Origin of the sequence: uncultured Nocardioides sp. (genome assembly GCF_947488025.1) — a bacterium.
GTDB lineage: Bacteria > Actinomycetota > Actinomycetes > Propionibacteriales > Nocardioidaceae > Nocardioides.
Genome location: NZ_CANKYS010000011.1, coordinates 102030 through 118731, shown reverse-complemented (window position 1 = coordinate 118731; position 16702 = coordinate 102030). Strand labels below are relative to the sequence as shown.

Sequence of the window (16702 nt, the reverse complement as noted above, 5' to 3'; positions counted from 1 at the left end):
GACTCCCCGGCAACCCCCCACGCGGCGTCACCTCGCCCAATTCCCCCAGGGCCGGAAGGCAGCAAGGGTAAGTGAGCTCTGACGGGTGCGTGGGGGGCCTCTTCATGTCCGGGTACGTGGTGGCCCGCGGCCGGTGTGCCCGGCCCGTGGTCGCTGTGGGTGGGCACGGTTAGGGTTCACGACGTGGAGTCACCGCTCGCGCTCTATCGCCGCTACCGGCCCGAGACCTTCCAGGAGGTCATCGGGCAGGACCACGTGACCGAGCCGCTCCGGGCCGCGCTGGCGGCCAACCGGGTCAACCACGCCTACCTCTTCTCCGGTCCGCGTGGGTGCGGCAAGACCACCTCGGCCCGCATCCTGGCCCGCGCGCTCAACTGTGCGCAGGCGCCGATCTCCGACCCCTGCGGCGAGTGCGACAGCTGCCGCGACCTCGCCCGCGGCGGCCCGGGCTCGATCGACGTCATCGAGATCGATGCGGCCTCCCACGGCGGCGTGGACGACGCCCGTGACCTGCGGGAGAAGGCGTTCTTCGCCCCGGTGCGCGACCGCTACAAGGTCTACATCATCGACGAGGCCCACATGGTCACCACGCAGGGCTTCAACGCCCTGCTCAAGCTCGTCGAGGAGCCGCCGCCCCACCTCCGGTTCATCTTCGCCACGACCGAGCCCGACAAGGTGCTGCCGACGATCCGCTCGCGCACCCACCACTACCCCTTCCGGCTGATCCCGCCGCGCCTGCTGAGCGACTACCTGTCCCAGCTCGCCGGCGAGGAGGGCGTGGCGATCGAGCCGGCCGCGCTGCCCCTCGTCGTACGCGCCGGGGCCGGGTCGGCGCGCGACACGCTGTCCGTGCTCGACCAGCTCCTCGGCGGTGCCGGTGCAGCCGGGGTCACCCACAAGCTCGCGACCGACCTGCTCGGCTTCACCCCCGACTCGCTCCTCGACGAGGTGGTCGAGGCGTTCGCCACCCGCGACGGCGCGACGGTGTTCTCGGTGGTCGACAAGGTCGTGGAGACCGGGCAGGACCCGCGCCGCTTCACCGAGGACCTCCTGCGCCGGCTGCGCGACCTCGTCATCGTCACCGCCGTGCCCGACGCTCCGGCGACCGGGCTGATCGACGTCTCGGAGGACGCCGGTGAGCGCCTCGTGGCCCAGGCCGCGCGCTTCGGCGCGATCGAGCTCAGCCGCGCCGCCGACATCGTGGCCGCCGGCCTCACCGAGATGCGTGGCGCCACCGCCCCGCGCCTGCTGCTCGAGCTGCTCTGCGCACGGGTCCTGCTGCCGGGCGCCGACCACACGTCCGACGGAGTGATGGCACGCCTGGAGCGGCTCGAGCGCCGCATGGACGTCACCGGAGCCCCCGCGCCCGCCGCGCGCGACGAGGCCCCGGCCGCCCCGCCCCGGACCGCACCCCAGGCGGCGCCCGCACCCCAGGCGGCGCCCGCACCCCAGGCGGCGCCCGCACCCGAGCCCGCGCCTGCTGCTGCACCTCAGCCCGCAGCCCCGTCGCGCAGCGACGAGCCGGCTCCGCCGCCGCCGATGCCCACCGCGGCCCCGTCCGCTCGCGACGACGGTCCGCCGCCGCCCCCGCCGATGCCGGGTCCGCCGGCGCAGGAGCCCTCCACGCCGCAGGCACCCCCGGTCGTCGCCGAGCCGACCCAGGCCCCGGCCGCCGCTGCCGGACCCGACGCCCCGGTCGCCGAGCAGCCGGCCGGTCCGCGCGGCGGCCTCAGCCTCGTCGACGTACGCCGGCTGTGGCCCGACATCCTCGAGCAGACCAAGAACCGTCGCCGCCTCGCCTGGATGGTGCTGTCCCAGCACGCCCACGTGGTCGACGTCGACGGCGTGCGGCTGACGGTCGGCTTCGCCAACTCGGGCGCGCGGGACTCCTTCGTCAACGGCGGATGCGACGAGATCCTGAGGCAGGCCGCGATCGACGTGGTCGGCATGGACTGGCGCGTCGAGTCGATCGTCGACCCGTCGGGCGCCGCCGCGCAGGCGCCGGTCGTGCGCCAGGCGGCCACCGACCCCACGGCGCCCACGGCGCCCGCCGTCCCCGCCGCCGCGCCTCCCGGCCCTCCCGGCACCCCGGGGCAGGAGGCTCCCGACGCGCCGCCCGACTGGGTGACCGGCGCCGCCGCGCCTGCCGCTCCCGTCGCCCCGCCGCCGGTCTCGGCCGCACCCGCCCGTGAGGCGCTCGAGGCCGCCCGGTCCGGGGGGCCGGCCGAGCCGACAGGTCCCGTCCGCTCCGCCGACGACGACGTGGACCCCGACGATCCCGACGCCGACTCCGCGGCCATCGACACCGAGTCGCTGCTCAGCCAGACGCTCGGCGCCAAGCTGATCGAAGAGATCAAGAACGACTGACCCGACCCCGATGACCAGCCCCGATGACCAGCCCGATGACCAGGCCCCACCCGACCCCAGACCAGCAGCGGGAGACCCAATGACCCAGAACCCCTTCGACGCCCTCGGTGGCGGCGGCTTCGACATGAACGCCCTCCTGCAGCAGGCGCAGCAGATGCAGCAGCAGCTCGAGGAGGCGCAGGCCAACCTCGCCCAGCAGACCGTCGAGGGCACCGTCGCGGGCGGTGCCGTGACGGTGACCGCCAACGGCGTCGGCGAGCTGGTCGGCGTGGCCATCCGCTCCGGCGAGTTCGACGGCACCGACCCCGACGACCTGTCCGACCTGTCCGACCTCATCGTCGCGGCCTACCGCGACGCGCGCGCGAAGTCCGAGGCGCTGGCCGGCGACCAGCTCGGGCCCCTGACCGAGGGCCTCGGCGGAGGCGGCGGCATGCCCGGCCTCCCCGGGCTCGGCTGAGGGGACCTCGTTGTACGAAGGTGTCGTCCAGGACCTGATCGACGAGCTGGGCCGACTGCCCGGCGTCGGTCCCAAGAGCGCGCAGCGCATCGCCTTCCACCTGCTCCAGGCCGAGCCCACCGACGTACGCCGCCTCGCCGACGTGCTGATCGAGGTCAAGGCCCGGGTGAAGTTCTGCTCGATCTGCTTCAACGTCAGCGAGGACGAGCAGTGCCGGATCTGCCGCGACGAGCGGCGTGACCCGAGCGTGCTGTGCGTGGTCGAGGAGTACAAGGACGTCGTCGCGATCGAGCGCACCCGCGAGTTCCGCGGCCGCTACCACGTGCTCGGCGGGGCGATCTCGCCGATCGACGGCATCGGCCCCGACCAGCTGCACGTCAAGGAGCTGATGCCGCGCCTCGCCGACGGCACGGTCACCGAGGTCATCCTCGCCACCGACCCCAACCTCGAGGGCGAGGCCACCGCGACCTATCTCACGCGCCTGCTCCTGCCCATGGGGTTGCGCGTGACCCGCTTGGCGAGTGGACTGCCTGTGGGCGGCGACCTCGAGTACGCCGACGAGGTGACGCTCGGCCGAGCCTTCGCCGGAAGGAGATCAGCAGAGTGATCGACGGATGCACAGCTGTCAGAAGGGGTCCAGTGCCGTGAGCGAGATCGACGAGAGGGTGTTCGGCGAGCAGATCGCCGACTCCGTGGAGAGCTTCCTGCTCGCCCTGCGCGCCATCGCCCGCGAGGGCAACGGTGCGCAGGCGGTCTCGCTGCTGCTCCTCGAGATCAGCCAGGTCCTGCTGGCCGGTGCCCGGATGGGCGCCCAGCACGACTTCACCCCGAGCGAGGAGTACCAGCCCGACGTGGGGCCCGAGGCCGACATCGACGACCTCCGGCTGCGGCTGGCGGAGATGCTCGAGGGTGTCGACGCCTACACCTTCGTCTTCGACCCCTACGTCCCCGAGGTGGTGGAGAGCCGGCTCTCCGACGACCTGGCGTCGATCGCCATCGACCTGGAGAACGGCCTGCGGCACTTCCGCGCGGGTGATGTCGACGAGGCGCTGTGGTGGTGGCAGTTCTCCTACGTCAACAACTGGGGCAACCTCGCCGGCGCCGCGCTCAACGCGCTGCTCACCGTCGTGGCGCACGACCGGTTCGACACCGACTTCGAGGCCGACGCCGACGTGGTGGCGGTCGCGGATGAGATGCTCGGGAGCCCCCCGACCGCCCAGCCGTAGAATCGGCGGTGGCCTGGCGGCAACGGCGCCGACGGGCTCGCCAGAGCACCGCGGCCGCTGACGGCCGCACACCGATCCCGAGGACCAACCGTGGGCATTGTCGTGCAGAAGTACGGCGGCTCCTCCCTCGCCGACGCCGACGCCATCAAGCGCGTCGCCCGGCGCATCGTGGAGGTCAAGAAGTCCGGCCACGACGTGGTCGTCGCCGTGTCCGCCATGGGCGACACCACCGACGACCTCTACGACCTGGCCAACGGCGTCTCACCGCTGCCGCCGGCGCGCGAGATGGACATGCTGCTCACGGCCGGTGAGCGGATCTCGATGGCGCTGGTCGCGATGGCAATCAGCGACCTGGGCTACACCGCGCGGTCGTTCACCGGCTCGCAGGCCGGGGTGATCACCGACTCGGTGCACGGCAAGGCCAAGATCATCGACATCACGCCGGGTCGCATCACCCAGGCGATCGGCGAGGGCCACATCGTCATCGTGGCCGGCTTCCAGGGGGTCTCGGCCGACACCAAGGAGATCACCACGCTCGGCCGTGGCGGCACCGACACCACGGCGGTGGCGCTGGCGGCGGCGCTCGAGGCCGACGTGTGCGAGATCTACACCGACGTCGACGGCGTGTTCACCGCCGACCCGCGCATCGTGCCGAGCGCCCGCAAGCTCGACAAGGTCTCCTACGAGGAGATGCTCGAGCTCGCCGCGTGCGGTGCCAAGATCCTGCACCTGCGGTGCGTGGAGTACGGCCGCCGCTACGGCATCCCGATCCACGTCCGGTCGTCGTTCAGCCAGCTCGAGGGCACCTGGGTCGTCAACGACCCCCGAGCCCACCCCAGCCTCAGCGGACCCACCGAGGAAGACACCATGGAACAGCCCATCATCGCCGGCGTGGCCCACGACCGCAGCGAGGCCAAGATCACCGTCGTCGGCGTGCCCGACAAGGTGGGCGAGGCCGCCCGCATCTTCGAGGCCCTGGCCGACGCGCAGATCAACCTCGACATGATCGTGCAGAACGTCTCCGCAGCGGCCACGAGCCTCACCGACATCTCCTTCACGCTGCCGCGCACCGACGGGCAGGTCGCGATGACCGCGCTGGCCCGCATCCAGGCCGAGGTCGGCTACGACAAGCTGCTCTACGACGACAAGATCGGCAAGGTCTCGCTGATCGGCGCCGGCATGCGGTCGCACCCAGGCATCACCTCGAAGTTCTTCGCCGCGCTCGCGTCGGCGGGGGTCAACATCGGGATGATCTCCACCTCCGAGATCCGCATCTCGGTCGTCGTGGACGAGAACGCCGTCGACGACGCGGTGCGCGCCACGCACACCGCGTTCGACCTCGACGCCGACGAGGTCGAGGCCGTGGTCTACGGAGGCACCGGACGATGAGCAGCGAGGTCGCGCCGGTCAACATCGGCATCGTGGGAGCGACGGGACAGGTCGGCGTCGCGATGCGCCAGATCCTGCTCGAGCGGAGCTTCCCCGCGGACCAGGTGCGCTTCTTCGCCTCGTCCCGCTCGGCCGGCAACGTGCTGCCGTTCGGCGACCGCGAGATCACCGTCGAGGACGCCGCGACCGCCGACCCGGCCGGTCTCGACATCGCGCTCTTCTCCGCAGGCGCCACGACCTCGCGTGCCCTCGTGCCGAGGTTCGTCGAGGCCGGCGTGATCGTCGTCGACAACTCCTCGGCCTTCCGCAAGGACCCCGACGTCCCGCTCGTGGTCTCGGAGGTCAACCCCGACGCGATGACCGGTGTCATCGAGGCCGGGCGCGGCGTCATCGCCAACCCCAACTGCACGACGATGGCCGCGATGCCGGTCCTCAAGCCGCTGCACGAGGAGGCCGGGCTGACCCGCCTCATCGTGTCGTCGTACCAGGCCGTCTCCGGCTCCGGCGTCGCCGGCGTCGACGAGCTCGCCAACGCGGTGGCCGCGGCGGGCGACAAGGCGCGCGAGCTGGCCTACGACGGCTCGGCGATCGCCCTCCCCGACCCGGTGGCCTACGTCGAGCCGATCGCCTACAACGTGCTGCCGATGGCGGGCTCGATCGTCGACGACGGCCTCAACGAGACCGACGAGGAGCAGAAGCTCCGCAACGAGTCGCGCAAGATCCTCGGCCTGCCCGACCTGCTGGTCTCCGGCCTCTGCGTGCGCGTCCCGGTCTTCACCGGCCACTCGCTGGCGATCAACGCGGAGTTCGAGCGGCCGATGACCCCCGCCCGCGCCCGTGAGCTCCTCGGCTCGGCGGCCGGCGTCGAGCTCGACGAGGTGCCGACCCCGCTCAAGGCGGCGGGCCGTGACCCGTCGTACGTCGGACGGCTCCGGCAGGACCCGGGCGTCCCGGACGACCGCGGTCTCGCGCTCTTCATCAGCAACGACAACCTCCGCAAGGGCGCTGCCCTCAACACCGTGCAGATCGCGGAGCTGATCGCCGCCGCTCGCTGACAGTCAGTCGTCGCCGGCGGCGGTGGTGACCCACCACGAGGCGCCGAAGGCGACCGCCGACGCCAGGGGTACGGCGACGAGCGCCCACCACGTGTCGAGCGAGCCGAGCAGGAGGACCAGCACCAGCACCGCCAGGATGCCGACCGCGAGGACGCTGGTCGATCCCGCGTGCGGCACGCCGAGCAGGCGCAGCAGCAGGCTCCCGGCCCACGACAGCAGCGCCAGCACGACCACCAGGAGCAGCAGTCCCGGTCCGCCGCTGCACGCCGACGTGCCGCGTACGGCCTCGCACCCGACGCCGGCCAGCCAGGCCAGCGCCATCGCCAGTCCGCCGACGGCGACACCCGTGAGGGCCGCTGCGGGCAGGCCGGTCCCCGGCATGCTCGGCAGCGGCAGCGAGGGCATCTCGAGCGAGGGACCGTCGTCGGGAGCACCGTCTGCCATGGGGGCACAGTGCCACATCCCGGCACCAGCGGGAACGACGAAGGGCCGGACCCACTCGCGTGGATCCGGCCCTCCGACACTGTCGGGCTGACAGGATTTGAACCTGCGGCCTCCTCGTCCCGAACGAGGCGCGCTACCAAGCTGCGCCACAGCCCGCCGCCCTGACCGAGAGAACTGGTCAGGGCAACGTCGGCGAGCATACCGGAGCGGTCAGGGGCTCTGGAAATCGCCCCGGACCCGTGGACGGAGGTCGGCTCAGGAGGGGGCGCGGCGGGTGAGCGTGAGGTGGGTGACGCCGCTGGGCGAGGACACCGTCTCGATGTCGAAGGTGTCCTCCAACGCCTCGAGGCCGTCCCACAGGCGGGTGCCCCGGCCGAGCACGACGGGCACCACGACGAGGTGCAGGTGGTCGACCAGGCCCGCGGCGACGAACTCGCGGACCACCGTCGCGCCACCGCCCAGTCGTACGTCGAGGTCGCCCGCGGCCTGCCGGGCGACCGCGAGCGCCTCGGCGGGGGAGGCGTCGAGGAAGTGGAAGGTGGTGCCGCCGGCCATCTCGAGCGGGGGCCGCGGCCGGTGCGTCAGGACGTACGTCGGTGTGTGGAAGGGCGGCTCCTCACCCCACCACCCGCGCCAGTCGGGGTCGTCCTGCCACCCGGGTGGGCCGAACTTGTTGGCACCCATGATCTCGGCGCCGAAGCCGACGTCGTGGCGGGCCGCGAACGCGTTGTCGACGCCGACGCTGCCGCCGGTGTCCCAGTGCTCCGTGGCCATCATCCACTGGTGGAGCTTCTGTCCGGCGTGCCCGAACGGCGACTCCAGGGACTGGGGCTCGCCGGAGCCGAAGCCGTCGAGGGAGATCGAGAAGTTGTGGACGCGCACCAGGGACATCGGGCTCTCCTTCAGTCGGCGGGGACCAGGGTCAGCAGCGTCGCCTCGGGGCGGCAGGCCACACGGAAGCGGACGTACGGGTTGGTCCCGAGTCCTGCCGACACGTGGAGCCACGCCGAGCCGTCGTCACCGGGGGCGGAGTCGGCGGGGTGGCGGTGCAGGCCGCGGGCGCGCGCGGGTTCGAGGTCGCAGTTGGTCGTGAGCGCCCGGCCGCCCGGCAGGCACACCTGGCCGCCGTGGGTGTGGCCCGCGATGATCGCGTCGTAGCCGTCGGCGGCGAACTGGTCGAGCACGCGGAGGTACGGCGCGTGGGCCACGGCCAGCCGCAGGTCGGCCGCCCGGTCGGCCGGGCCGGCGACCCGCTCGAGGTCGTCGTAGGACAGGTGGGGGTCGTCGACGCCCGCGAAGGCGATCGTGGTGTCGCGCACCGTCAGCGACCCGAAGCCGTTGGTGAGGTCGACCCATCCGGCGGCGTCGAAGCGCCGCTTGAGGTCGGGCCACGGGAGCTGCGGGGTCGAGGTGTTGCGCTTGCCCGTGTCGGGGAGCAGGTAGAGCAGCGGGTTGCGCATGCCCGGTGCGTAGTAGTCGTTGGACCCGAGGACGTAGGTGCCCGGGACGTCGAGCAGTCGGCCGAGGGCGTCGGCGACGACCGGCACGGCGCGCATGTGGGCGAGGTTGTCGCCGGTGTCGATGACCAGGTCGGGCTCGAGCGCGGCGAGACCGCGCACCCACTCCTGCTTGGCCCGCTGGTCGGGAGCCATGTGGATGTCACTGAGGTGGAGCACCTTCAGCGGTGCGTGGCCGGCGGGCAGCACGGGCACGGTGACGCGACGCAGGGTGTACTGCCGGGCCTCCCATGCTGCGTACGTCGCCAGGCCTGCGCCGGCGAGCGTCCCGAGCCCGAGCGTGCGGCGTACGACGGGGAGGAGAGGCATTCGCCAAGGCTGCCACAATGGGCCTCATGAGTGCTTTGAAGGACCGTCTCCGCGCCGACCTGACCACCGCCATGAAGGCGCGTGACGAGCTGCGGTCCTCGACCATCCGGATGGTGCTGACCGCGATCACCAACGCCGAGGTCGCCGGCAAGGAGGCCCGCGAGCTCTCCGACGACGACATCATCGGCGTCCTGTCGACGGAGGCCAAGAAGCGCCGCGAGGCCGCGGTGGCGTTCGAGGAGGGCGGGCGCACCGAGATGGCGGCCAAGGAGGCCGCCGAGGGCGAGGTCATCGCCGACTACCTCCCCGCCCAGCTCAGCGAGGCCGATATCGCCGAGCTGGTGCGCGCAGCGATCGAGCAGACGGGCGCCGCCGGCGAGGGCATGCGCGCGATGGGCAAGGTGATGGGCGTCGTGACGCCGCAGGTCAAGGGGCGTGCCGACGGAGGCGCGGTCGCCGCAGAGGTACGGCGCCAGCTGGGCTGAGCAGCCCGCCGGGGTCAGCCCCGGCCACCGCCGTTGCCGCGACCCCGGCCGCCATTGCCGTTGCCGTTGCCATTCCCGTTGCCGTTGCCACCGCCGTTGCCACCGTTGTCGGTGGACGGCGGGGGAGGCACGTAGCCCGTCGAGGTGTAGAGCGTGACCGTGTCACCGCTGCTCAGCTGGGCGCCGGCCTCGGGTGAGGTCGAGACGACGAGGCCCGCCTCGGCCTCGGAGTTGACCTGGCCGCCGTCGGCGGCGGTGAACCCCGCGCCCTGGAGCGCCGCGGTCGCGTCCTCGACGCTCTGGCCCGTCACGTCCGGAACGGTGCTGAGCACGCCGGCAATCTCGTCGCCGGGCGGGGTCTGGAAGTCCTCGTAGGGGAGCTTGGCCGACACCGCGGCCATCGCGTCGCCCCAGATCGGTCCGGCGACGGTCGATCCGAACGCCTCGCTGATGTAGCTGCCTCCGACGACCTGGCCGTTGAGGCTCACCCACTCGCCGAACTGGTTGGCGCCGGCGACCATCGCGGCAGTCGAGATGGTGGGCGTGTAGCCGGCGAACCACACCGACATGTTGTTCTGGTTGGTTCCGGTCTTGCCGGCCGACGGCTTGTCGATGGCAATGTTCTGGCCGAACCCGCCGGGCTCCATCACGCCGCGCAGGATGTCGTTGACCGCGTCGGCGGTCGCGCCGGGCATCACCTGCTCGCAGTCGGCGGCGAAGTCCTTGAGCACCTGGCCGGACGAGTCGAGCACCTGCGTGACCGGACGCGGCTCGCAGTGCAAGCCGCGGGCGGCGAAGGTGGCGTAGGCCTGGGCGATCTCGAGCGGGTTGCTGTCGGAGACGCCGAGGATCCACGACGGCACCTTCTGCGCCAGCGGGACCTTGACGCCCATGTCGGCTGCGAGCCGCAGCGGCTCGCACATGCCGGTCTGGGTCTCCAGTTGTGCGAAGAAGGTGTTCACCGACTGCTGCGTGCCGGAGTAGAGGTCGAACGTGCCCGACCCGGTGGAGTTGGAGACGTTCCAGCCCTCGCCGTCACCGGCGTAGGGGCCGTCGCAGTTCTCGAACTCCTCGTCGGGGATGTTCATCTCCTGCGGCGAGTTGATCGTCGTGCTCAGCGGGATGCCCTGGTTGATGGCCTCGGCGAGGACGAAGACCTTGAACGTCGAGCCGGCCTGGAAGCCGTTGGCGTCGCCGTACTTCTTGGGCACCGTGTAGTTGAGGTAGGTCTCGCCGCCCTGCTTGTCCTTGCCCATCGGGCGCGACTGCGCGAGCGCGCGGACGTCACCGCTGCCGGGCTCGACCATCGCCAGGCCGCCGATGGCCTGGTCGGTCTGGTAGACGTGGGAGGCCACGGAGTCGTCGGCGGCCTTCTGCATGTCGAGGTCGATCGTGGTGTTGATCGTCAGGCCGCCGTTGTTGAGCGTGCGGCGGCGCTCCTTGGTCGTGTCGCCGAGGACGGGGTCCTTGAGCAGCCAGTTGACGACGTAGTCGCAGAAGAACGGCGCGCGCGACTGCTGGCAGCCGTTGGGCGACGTCTCGATCTTGAGCGTCTTCTTGATCGGCTTGTTCTTGAGCCGGTCGGCCTTCTTCTCGGTCAGGACGCCGAGCTGTGCCATGCGGTCGAGGACGACGTTGCGCCGGCTCTCGGCGCGCTCGGGGTTGTCGACCGGGTCGTAGCCGACCGGGTTCTTCACCAGGCCGGCCAACGTGGCGGCCTCGAGCATGTTGAGGTCCTTGGCGTTCTTGGAGAAGAAGTGGCGCGCGGCCGACTGGACGCCGAAGGCGCCGTCGCCGAAGTAGGCGATGTTGAGGTAGCGCTCGAGGATCCAGTCCTTGGTGTGGTTCTTCTCGAACGCGATCGCGTAGCGCAGCTCGCGGATCTTGCGCGCGTAGGTCTCCTCGGTCGCGGCCTTGCGCTCCTCGTCGGTCTCCGCCTGGTAGAGCAGCGTCTGCTTCACCATCTGCTGGGTGATCGACGAGCCGCCCTGCACCGAGCCGCCGTTGGCCTGGTTGGTGACGAAGGCCCGGAGCGTGCCCCGGAGGTCGAGGGCGCCGTGGTCGTAGAAGCGGTAGTCCTCGATCGCGACGATCGCCTTCACCATCGGCCGCGAGATCGAGCCGAGCGGCACGTTGATGCGGTTCTGGTCGTAGAGCGAGGCGATGAGGTTGCCGTTGACGTCGTAGATCCGGGTCTTCTGCGACAGGTCCTTGGCCTCGAGCGACTCGGGGAGGTTGACCATGCCCTTGCTGACGTCCTTCGCCGCGACGCCCACCAGGCCCGCGAAGGGAATGGCGAGGCAGGCGACGAGGACACCCATGACGACCGCGACGGCAGCCATCACCGCGAGGTGGGACGCAACCCGACCGGCGTCGGGGCCGCCCTGGGGGCGTCCGGAGGAGGAGGACGAGCGTGAGGACATGGGCACCAGAGTACGGGGCGGACGCTTACCATCCGGAATTCCAGCCGCGCAGCCGGATAGTCATATCGGGCTATACGAATTGAGCCACACGGTCCCTGTCTGGACCGGGGGTGATTCGTTTACTTTTCATTCTGAGTCGGGGATGGCCGCTATGGGGGCGGCCGACCGGCTCGACAATCACCGTGGGGTTTGACTTATGTGGGTCGAGGACTGGGCAGCACGCGCCGCATGCAAGGGCGACACTCCGGACGCGCTCTTCGTGCGTGGGGCGGAGCAGAACAAGGCCAAGCAGGTGTGCGCGGGTTGCCCCGTGCGGACCGAGTGCTTGGCCGAGGCGCTCGACAACCAGATCGAGTGGGGTGTCTGGGGCGGCATGACCGAGCGTGAGCGCCGTGCGCTGCTCCGCCGTCGTCCCGGTTCGTCGTGGCGCACCATCCTGGAGACCGCCCGCACCAAGGTCGAGACGCCCGCGGTCAACGTCTGAGTGAGTCCTGCCGCGCGAGGCTCTCGCCGATCGCGCGCAGGCCGTCGAGGTCGTGGACGTCGCTCGCCATCGCCGGCACGATCGCGGTCGGGACCTTCGGGTGCGCCGCCGCGAACCGCTCGCGCAGGTGCTGCTCGCGCTCGACGATGCGGACCCGGTCGGCGTGGAGCCGCAGCAGCCCGGCGGTCAGTGACGACGAGTCGCCCGACTGCAGCCGGTCGGCTGCGGTGATGGCCTCCTCGGCCGACAGCTCCGTGCGGGCCGAGGGGCTGGCCCGGTTGACGACCAGGCCGGCCAGCGGCATGTCGTCGTCGGTGAGCCGGTCGACGAAGTACGCCGCCTCGCGCAGCGCGTCGGGCTCCGGTGCGGCGATCACGACGAACGCGGTGCCGTCGGCCTGGAGCAGTGCGAAGGTCTTCTCGGCGCGTTGCCGGAAGCTGCCGAAGAGGGTGTCGAGGGCCGTGACGAAGGTCTGCACGTCCTTGAGCATCTGGCCGCCCAGGATCTTGGCGAGCGCGTTGGTCACCACGGAGAAGCCGGCGGTCATCAGCCGCGCGGGGCCGCGCGCAGGAGCCACGAGGAGACGGATCAGCCGACCGTCGAGGAAGCTCGAGAGCCGTTCGGGTGCGTCGAGGAAGTCCAGCGCGGAGCGCGAGGGCGGGGTGTCGACCACGATCAGGTCGTGGCTCCCGTCGGCCAGCGCCTGCCGGTGCAGCTGGCCCAGCTTCTCCATCGCCATGTACTCCTGGGTGCCGGCGAACGAGCTCGACAGCGCGACGTAGAACGGGTTCTCGAGGATCTGCTTCGCCTTCTCGGGGCTGGCCTGCGACTCGACCACCTCGTCGAAGGTGCGCTTCATGTCGAGCATCATCGCGTCGAGCGACCCGCCCGCCTCCGCGCCGACCGACGACACCGGCCGCGGGGTGTTGTCGAGCTGCTCGATGCCCATCGCCTGCGCCAGCCGGCGGGCCGGGTCGATCGTCAGCACGACGACCTTGCGGCCTCGCTCGGCCGCACGGAGCGCGAGGGCCGCCGACGTCGTCGTCTTGCCGACGCCGCCCGCGCCGCAGCACACGATGATCTCGATGGTCGGGTCGTCGAGCAGGGCGTCGACGTCGAGGACCGGCGGTGGAGTGGTCTTCGGTCGTGGGGTGACTTTCATGCCATCCCCTGGCGGCGGAGCAGCTGGGCGAGCTCGACGAGCGCGCCCTGGTCGATGCCGCCCGCGAGGCGCGGGAGGTCGTAGGTCGGCACGCCCTCGGCCGCGACGAGCTCGCGCTGCTCGTCCTCGAGGTGTCGGCGTACGGCGTGGTCGCGTGCCTCGGCGACCAGCGACCCCACCAGCTCGGCGTCGACGTCCACGCGGGCGCGGGCCAGCTCGGAGGTGACCGCGGTCGGGTCGACGGAGCCGTCGCGCACCTGGGCCAGCGCGCTCGGGCTGAGGGCCTGCGGGCGCACCAGGTTGACCACGACCCCGCCGACGGGCAGGCCTGCGGCGCGGAGCTCGGCGATGCCGTCGGAGGTCTCCTGCACGGGCATCTCCTCGAGGATCGTGACCAGGTGCACCGCCGTGCGCGGTGAGCGCAGCAACTCCATCACCTTGTCGGCCTGGGACTTGATCGGGCCCACCTTGGCGAGCCCGGCCAGCTCGGAGTTCACGCCGAGGAACTGGCAGATGCGGCCCGTGGGCGGCGCGTCGAGCACCACGGCGTCGTACGTGATCTGGTGCTGGTGCCGACCGCCGCGGGGTCGCTGCACCGCCTCGTAGACCTTGCCGGTGAGGAGCACGTCGCGGACGCCGGGGGCGATGGTGGTGGCGAAGTCGATGACACCGAAGCGGTCGAGCGCCTTCCCGGCGCGACCGAGCTTGTAGTACATCGAGAGGTACTCGAGCAGCGCCGACTCGGGATCGATGTGGAGCGCGTGGACCTGGCCGGCGCGGCCGTCCTCGTCGGGAGCGCCCTTGGCGATGCGCCGCTCCTCGTAGGGCAGCGGGTCGATGTCGAACATCCGGGCGATGCCCTGGCGGCCCTCGACCTCGCACAGCAGCACGTTGCGACCCGAGCTCGCCAGCGCGAGGGCGAGCGCTGCGGCCACGGTGGACTTCCCGGTCCCGCCCTTGCCGGTGATGACGTGGAGACGCACCTTCGGCCAGTCGTCGGGTCGGTCGGTGCTCGCGGTCACGAGCCGAGGATAGCCAGCCGTCTCCGACCCCCTTGACGGTGTTTTCACGCTTCGTTGTGGTCTTTATGTTCATGCAGGCCATCTTTTGCTTGACCACAAACGAAAGAATGCAACGGTCGAGCCCGGACCCCGGGTGGCCTACGTCCGACGCCAGCACGGCTCGTCGACAACTCCGGCAAGGCCGGCCTCATCATCCGCAACGACATGACGCAGCCCGGCACCTCGCCCGGCTACGCCATGCTGGCCCGGTGCCGTGCGACCGGCATGGAGGTCCTGTCCGATCCCGACGGCAACGGCCAGCTCAGCGTCTCGACCGCCGGAGGTGCGAGCACCGTGCCGAAGTGGCTGAAGCTGAGCCGCCGCAGCGCCGAGGTGTCGGAGTACTGGTTCAACGACGGCGACTCCTGGACCCAGGTCGGAAGCGCGGTGACGCTTGAGGGCATCGCCGACCCGCAGGAGGAGGAGCCGGAGCCGGAGACCCCGGGCGAGCCCCTCACCTGCGTCACGGGCCCGGTCTCGAACGAGTTCGACTCGCCGGCGCTGCTGCCCACGTGGGCCTGCGCAACGCTCCGGGCGCGCCGATCACCAAGTTCGACGGGGAGCTCCGCGCCGCCCTGCTGACGCAGGTGAGGGCTCGCCTGGCGAAGCTCTGACACCGCTGCGTCGTTGAGCCGGCCGGGCCCGGGGAGGGTGCCTCTTCCCTGGGCCCGGCCGAACCACGTCCGGGGCCGCACGCCCGTCCCCGGGCACATATGGCGGCACCGACTGTGGTGCCCGCCCACACGGTGGCGCCGGTCACATCCCCGCTAGGGTCTCGGGCATGGACAAAGTGGTCTCTTCTGCGGCCGAGGCGGTCGCTGACATCCCGGACGGCGCCACCCTCGCCGTCGGTGGCTTCGGGCTCTCGGGCATCCCGTCGGTCCTCATCGACGCCATCCTCGAGGCGGGCACGACCGACCTCGAGGCGGTGTCGAACAACTGCGGCGTGGACGAGTGGGGACTGGGTCGGCTGCTCTTCGCCAAGCGGATCCGGCGGATGATCTCCTCCTACGTCGGGGAGAACAAGGAGTTCGCCCGGCAGTACCTGCACGGCGAGCTCGAGGTCGAGCTGACCCCGCAGGGCACGCTGGCGGAGCGGATGCGCGCGGGTGGCTCGGGCATCCCGGGCTTCTACACCGCGACCGGTGTCGGCACCCAGGTCGCCGAGGGTGGTCTGCCGTGGAAGTACGACTCCGAGGGCAACGTCATCGTGGCCTCGCCGCCGAAGGAGACCAAGGTGTTCTCCACCGCGGAAGGCGACAAGGAGTACGTCCTCGAGGAGGCGATCGTGGCCGACTTCGGGCTGGTGCGGGCCTGGAAGGGCGACCGGCACGGCAACCTGATCTACCGCCAGTCCGCGCGCAACTTCAACCCGCTGGCCGCGATGTGCGGGCGGGTGACGATCGCGGAGGTCGAGGAGCTGGTCGAGCCCGGTGAGCTCGACCCGAACGACATCCACACCCCGGGCGTGTACGTGCAGCGCGTCGTCGCGCTGACGCCGGAGCAGGCGGCGGACAAGAAGATCGAGCGGGTCACGACGCGACCGCGGCCCGAGCCGGACCCCGTGCAGGGGTCGGACGACGCGGCGAGCTTCGGACTGGGAGGCTGAGCGAGATGGCATGGAGTCGTGAGGAGATGGCCGCTCGTGCTGCGAGCGAGCTCAAGGACGGGTCGTACGTCAACCTCGGGATCGGGCTGCCGACGCTGGTGCCGAACTACGTCGCCGACGACGTGGAGCTGGTGCTGCAGTCGGAGAACGGCATCCTCGGCGTGGGGGCGTACCCCTTCGAGGGCGAGGAGGACCCGGACCTGATCAACGCGGGCAAGGAGACGGTGACGCTGCGCAAGGGTGCGTCGTTCTTCGACTCCGCGCAGTCGTTCGGGATGATCCGTGGCGGCAAGATCGACGCCGCGATCCTGGGTGCGATGCAGGTCTCGGCGGTGGGTGACATCGCGAACTGGATGATCCCCGGGAAGATGGTCAAGGGCATGGGCGGCGCGATGGACCTGGTCCACGGCGCCAAGCGGGTGATCGTGCTGATGGAGCACACCGCCAAGGACGGGTCGTTGAAGATCCTCGACGAGTGCGACCTGCCCTACACCGGCAAGCGGGTGGTGCAGCGGATCATCACCGACCTCTGCGTGATCGACGTGATCGACCCCGCGACCGGCGAGGTCGCGCCGTCGGGCACGCTCGGCGACCGGGCGCTCAGGCTCGTCGAGCTCGCCCCCGGCGTCACCGAGGACGAGGTGCGGGAGAAGACCCAGCCGCCGCTGGTCTGAACGCGGGGGCACCGCCGTTGGACGGTCCCCCGGGGACGTA

At 71.3% G+C, this 16702-nt stretch carries 17 protein-coding genes, 1 tRNA gene and 1 other RNA gene; 12 read left to right on the top strand and 7 right to left on the bottom strand.

Annotated features, from left to right (window positions below; genetic code table 11):
• The first annotated feature begins 11 nt into the window (after positions 1-11).
• From ffs to Q1B24_RS17280, 7 genes are all read left to right on the top strand, one after another.
• Positions 12-102, top strand: an RNA gene (gene ffs, locus Q1B24_RS17310) — signal recognition particle sRNA small type.
• A gap of 81 nt (positions 103-183) precedes the next feature.
• Positions 184-2367: a DNA polymerase III subunit gamma and tau gene (locus Q1B24_RS17305; protein ID WP_299931263.1), complete on the top strand. Its 2184-nt coding sequence runs from the start codon at positions 184-186 to the stop codon at positions 2365-2367.
• Between the two features lie 79 nt (positions 2368-2446).
• A complete protein-coding gene (locus Q1B24_RS17300) occupies positions 2447-2824 on the top strand; it encodes a YbaB/EbfC family nucleoid-associated protein (RefSeq protein WP_299931262.1) in 378 nt (125 codons plus the stop codon).
• Between the two features lie 10 nt (positions 2825-2834).
• Positions 2835-3431, top strand: a complete 597-nt coding sequence (gene recR / locus Q1B24_RS17295) for a recombination mediator RecR (protein ID WP_299931261.1) — start codon at positions 2835-2837, stop codon at positions 3429-3431.
• 37 nt (positions 3432-3468) lie between these two features.
• The gene (locus Q1B24_RS17290) at positions 3469-4050 is read left to right on the top strand and encodes a DUF5063 domain-containing protein (RefSeq protein WP_299931260.1); all 582 of its coding nucleotides are present in this window, start codon (positions 3469-3471) and stop codon (positions 4048-4050) included.
• Positions 4051-4140: 90 nt separating this feature from the next.
• Entirely contained in the window at positions 4141-5439 is a 1299-nt protein-coding gene (locus tag Q1B24_RS17285) for an aspartate kinase (RefSeq protein ID WP_299931259.1), read from the top strand.
• Complete coding sequence (locus tag Q1B24_RS17280) at positions 5436-6494, top strand: aspartate-semialdehyde dehydrogenase (RefSeq protein ID WP_299931258.1); 1059 nt, start codon at positions 5436-5438, stop codon at positions 6492-6494. The genes Q1B24_RS17285 and Q1B24_RS17280 overlap by 4 nt, the downstream gene beginning before the upstream one ends.
• A gap of 3 nt (positions 6495-6497) precedes the next feature.
• Here Q1B24_RS17280 and Q1B24_RS17275 read toward each other — a convergent pair whose 3' ends face one another.
• From Q1B24_RS17275 to Q1B24_RS17260, 4 genes are all read right to left on the bottom strand, one after another.
• Positions 6498-6938, bottom strand: a complete 441-nt coding sequence (locus Q1B24_RS17275; RefSeq protein ID WP_299931257.1) for a hypothetical protein — start codon at positions 6936-6938, stop codon at positions 6498-6500.
• 82 nt (positions 6939-7020) lie between these two features.
• A tRNA-Pro gene (locus Q1B24_RS17270) sits at positions 7021-7094 on the bottom strand.
• 99 nt (positions 7095-7193) lie between these two features.
• Entirely contained in the window at positions 7194-7829 is a 636-nt protein-coding gene (locus tag Q1B24_RS17265) for a dihydrofolate reductase family protein (protein ID WP_299931256.1), read from the bottom strand.
• Between the two features lie 11 nt (positions 7830-7840).
• Positions 7841-8764 (bottom strand): metallophosphoesterase, encoded by a 924-nt coding sequence (locus Q1B24_RS17260; protein ID WP_299931255.1) that lies wholly within the window; start codon positions 8762-8764, stop codon positions 7841-7843.
• A gap of 26 nt (positions 8765-8790) precedes the next feature.
• Here Q1B24_RS17260 and Q1B24_RS17255 point away from each other — a divergent pair, with 26 nt between their 5' ends.
• Positions 8791-9249, top strand: a complete 459-nt coding sequence (locus Q1B24_RS17255; RefSeq protein WP_299931254.1) for a GatB/YqeY domain-containing protein — start codon at positions 8791-8793, stop codon at positions 9247-9249.
• 14 nt (positions 9250-9263) lie between these two features.
• Here Q1B24_RS17255 and Q1B24_RS17250 read toward each other — a convergent pair whose 3' ends face one another.
• Entirely contained in the window at positions 9264-11672 is a 2409-nt protein-coding gene (locus tag Q1B24_RS17250) for a transglycosylase domain-containing protein (protein WP_299931253.1), read from the bottom strand.
• A 196-nt stretch (positions 11673-11868) separates the two neighbouring features.
• Between Q1B24_RS17250 and Q1B24_RS17245 the strand changes: the two genes are divergently transcribed.
• Positions 11869-12156: a WhiB family transcriptional regulator gene (locus Q1B24_RS17245; RefSeq protein WP_299931252.1), complete on the top strand. Its 288-nt coding sequence runs from the start codon at positions 11869-11871 to the stop codon at positions 12154-12156.
• On the opposite strand, the gene Q1B24_RS17240 is transcribed toward Q1B24_RS17245, so the two are convergent.
• On the bottom strand, positions 12146-13318 hold the full coding sequence (locus tag Q1B24_RS17240) for an ArsA-related P-loop ATPase (protein ID WP_299931251.1): 1173 nt from the start codon (positions 13316-13318) through the stop codon (positions 12146-12148). The two genes, Q1B24_RS17245 and Q1B24_RS17240, sit on opposite strands and share 11 nt — an antisense overlap.
• Positions 13315-14340, bottom strand: coding sequence for an ArsA-related P-loop ATPase (locus Q1B24_RS17235; RefSeq protein WP_299931250.1), 1026 nt, complete (start codon positions 14338-14340; stop codon positions 13315-13317). The genes Q1B24_RS17240 and Q1B24_RS17235 overlap by 4 nt, the downstream gene beginning before the upstream one ends.
• Before the next feature lie 204 nt (positions 14341-14544).
• Between Q1B24_RS17235 and Q1B24_RS17230 the strand changes: the two genes are divergently transcribed.
• From Q1B24_RS17230 to Q1B24_RS17220, 3 genes are all read left to right on the top strand, one after another.
• Positions 14545-14961 carry a hypothetical protein gene (locus Q1B24_RS17230; RefSeq protein WP_299931249.1) on the top strand — a complete coding sequence of 139 codons (417 nt, stop codon included), beginning with the start codon at positions 14545-14547 and terminating at the stop codon, positions 14959-14961.
• A 199-nt stretch (positions 14962-15160) separates the two neighbouring features.
• On the top strand, positions 15161-15988 hold the full coding sequence (locus Q1B24_RS17225) for a CoA transferase subunit A (RefSeq protein WP_299931248.1): 828 nt from the start codon (positions 15161-15163) through the stop codon (positions 15986-15988).
• A gap of 5 nt (positions 15989-15993) precedes the next feature.
• Entirely contained in the window at positions 15994-16662 is a 669-nt protein-coding gene (locus Q1B24_RS17220; protein ID WP_299931247.1) for a 3-oxoacid CoA-transferase subunit B, read from the top strand.
• The last annotated feature ends 40 nt before the right edge of the window (positions 16663-16702 follow it).

Coding starts and splice junctions, on each gene's coding strand:
- Q1B24_RS17240 (WP_299931251.1), bottom strand. CDS start 13,318: ATGAAAGTCACCCCACGACCGAAGACCACTCCACCGCCGGTCCTCGAC.
- Q1B24_RS17260 (WP_299931255.1), bottom strand. CDS start 8,764: ATGCCTCTCCTCCCCGTCGTACGCCGCACGCTCGGGCTCGGGACGCTC.
- Q1B24_RS17300 (WP_299931262.1), top strand. CDS start 2,447: ATGACCCAGAACCCCTTCGACGCCCTCGGTGGCGGCGGCTTCGACATG.
- Q1B24_RS17245 (WP_299931252.1), top strand. CDS start 11,869: ATGTGGGTCGAGGACTGGGCAGCACGCGCCGCATGCAAGGGCGACACT.
- Q1B24_RS17230 (WP_299931249.1), top strand. CDS start 14,545: ATGACGCAGCCCGGCACCTCGCCCGGCTACGCCATGCTGGCCCGGTGC.
- Q1B24_RS17225 (WP_299931248.1), top strand. CDS start 15,161: ATGGACAAAGTGGTCTCTTCTGCGGCCGAGGCGGTCGCTGACATCCCG.
- Q1B24_RS17255 (WP_299931254.1), top strand. CDS start 8,791: ATGAGTGCTTTGAAGGACCGTCTCCGCGCCGACCTGACCACCGCCATG.
- Q1B24_RS17250 (WP_299931253.1), bottom strand. CDS start 11,672: ATGTCCTCACGCTCGTCCTCCTCCTCCGGACGCCCCCAGGGCGGCCCC.
- Q1B24_RS17220 (WP_299931247.1), top strand. CDS start 15,994: ATGGCATGGAGTCGTGAGGAGATGGCCGCTCGTGCTGCGAGCGAGCTC.
- Q1B24_RS17275 (WP_299931257.1), bottom strand. CDS start 6,938: ATGGCAGACGGTGCTCCCGACGACGGTCCCTCGCTCGAGATGCCCTCG.
- Q1B24_RS17280 (WP_299931258.1), top strand. CDS start 5,436: ATGAGCAGCGAGGTCGCGCCGGTCAACATCGGCATCGTGGGAGCGACG.
- Q1B24_RS17265 (WP_299931256.1), bottom strand. CDS start 7,829: ATGTCCCTGGTGCGCGTCCACAACTTCTCGATCTCCCTCGACGGCTTC.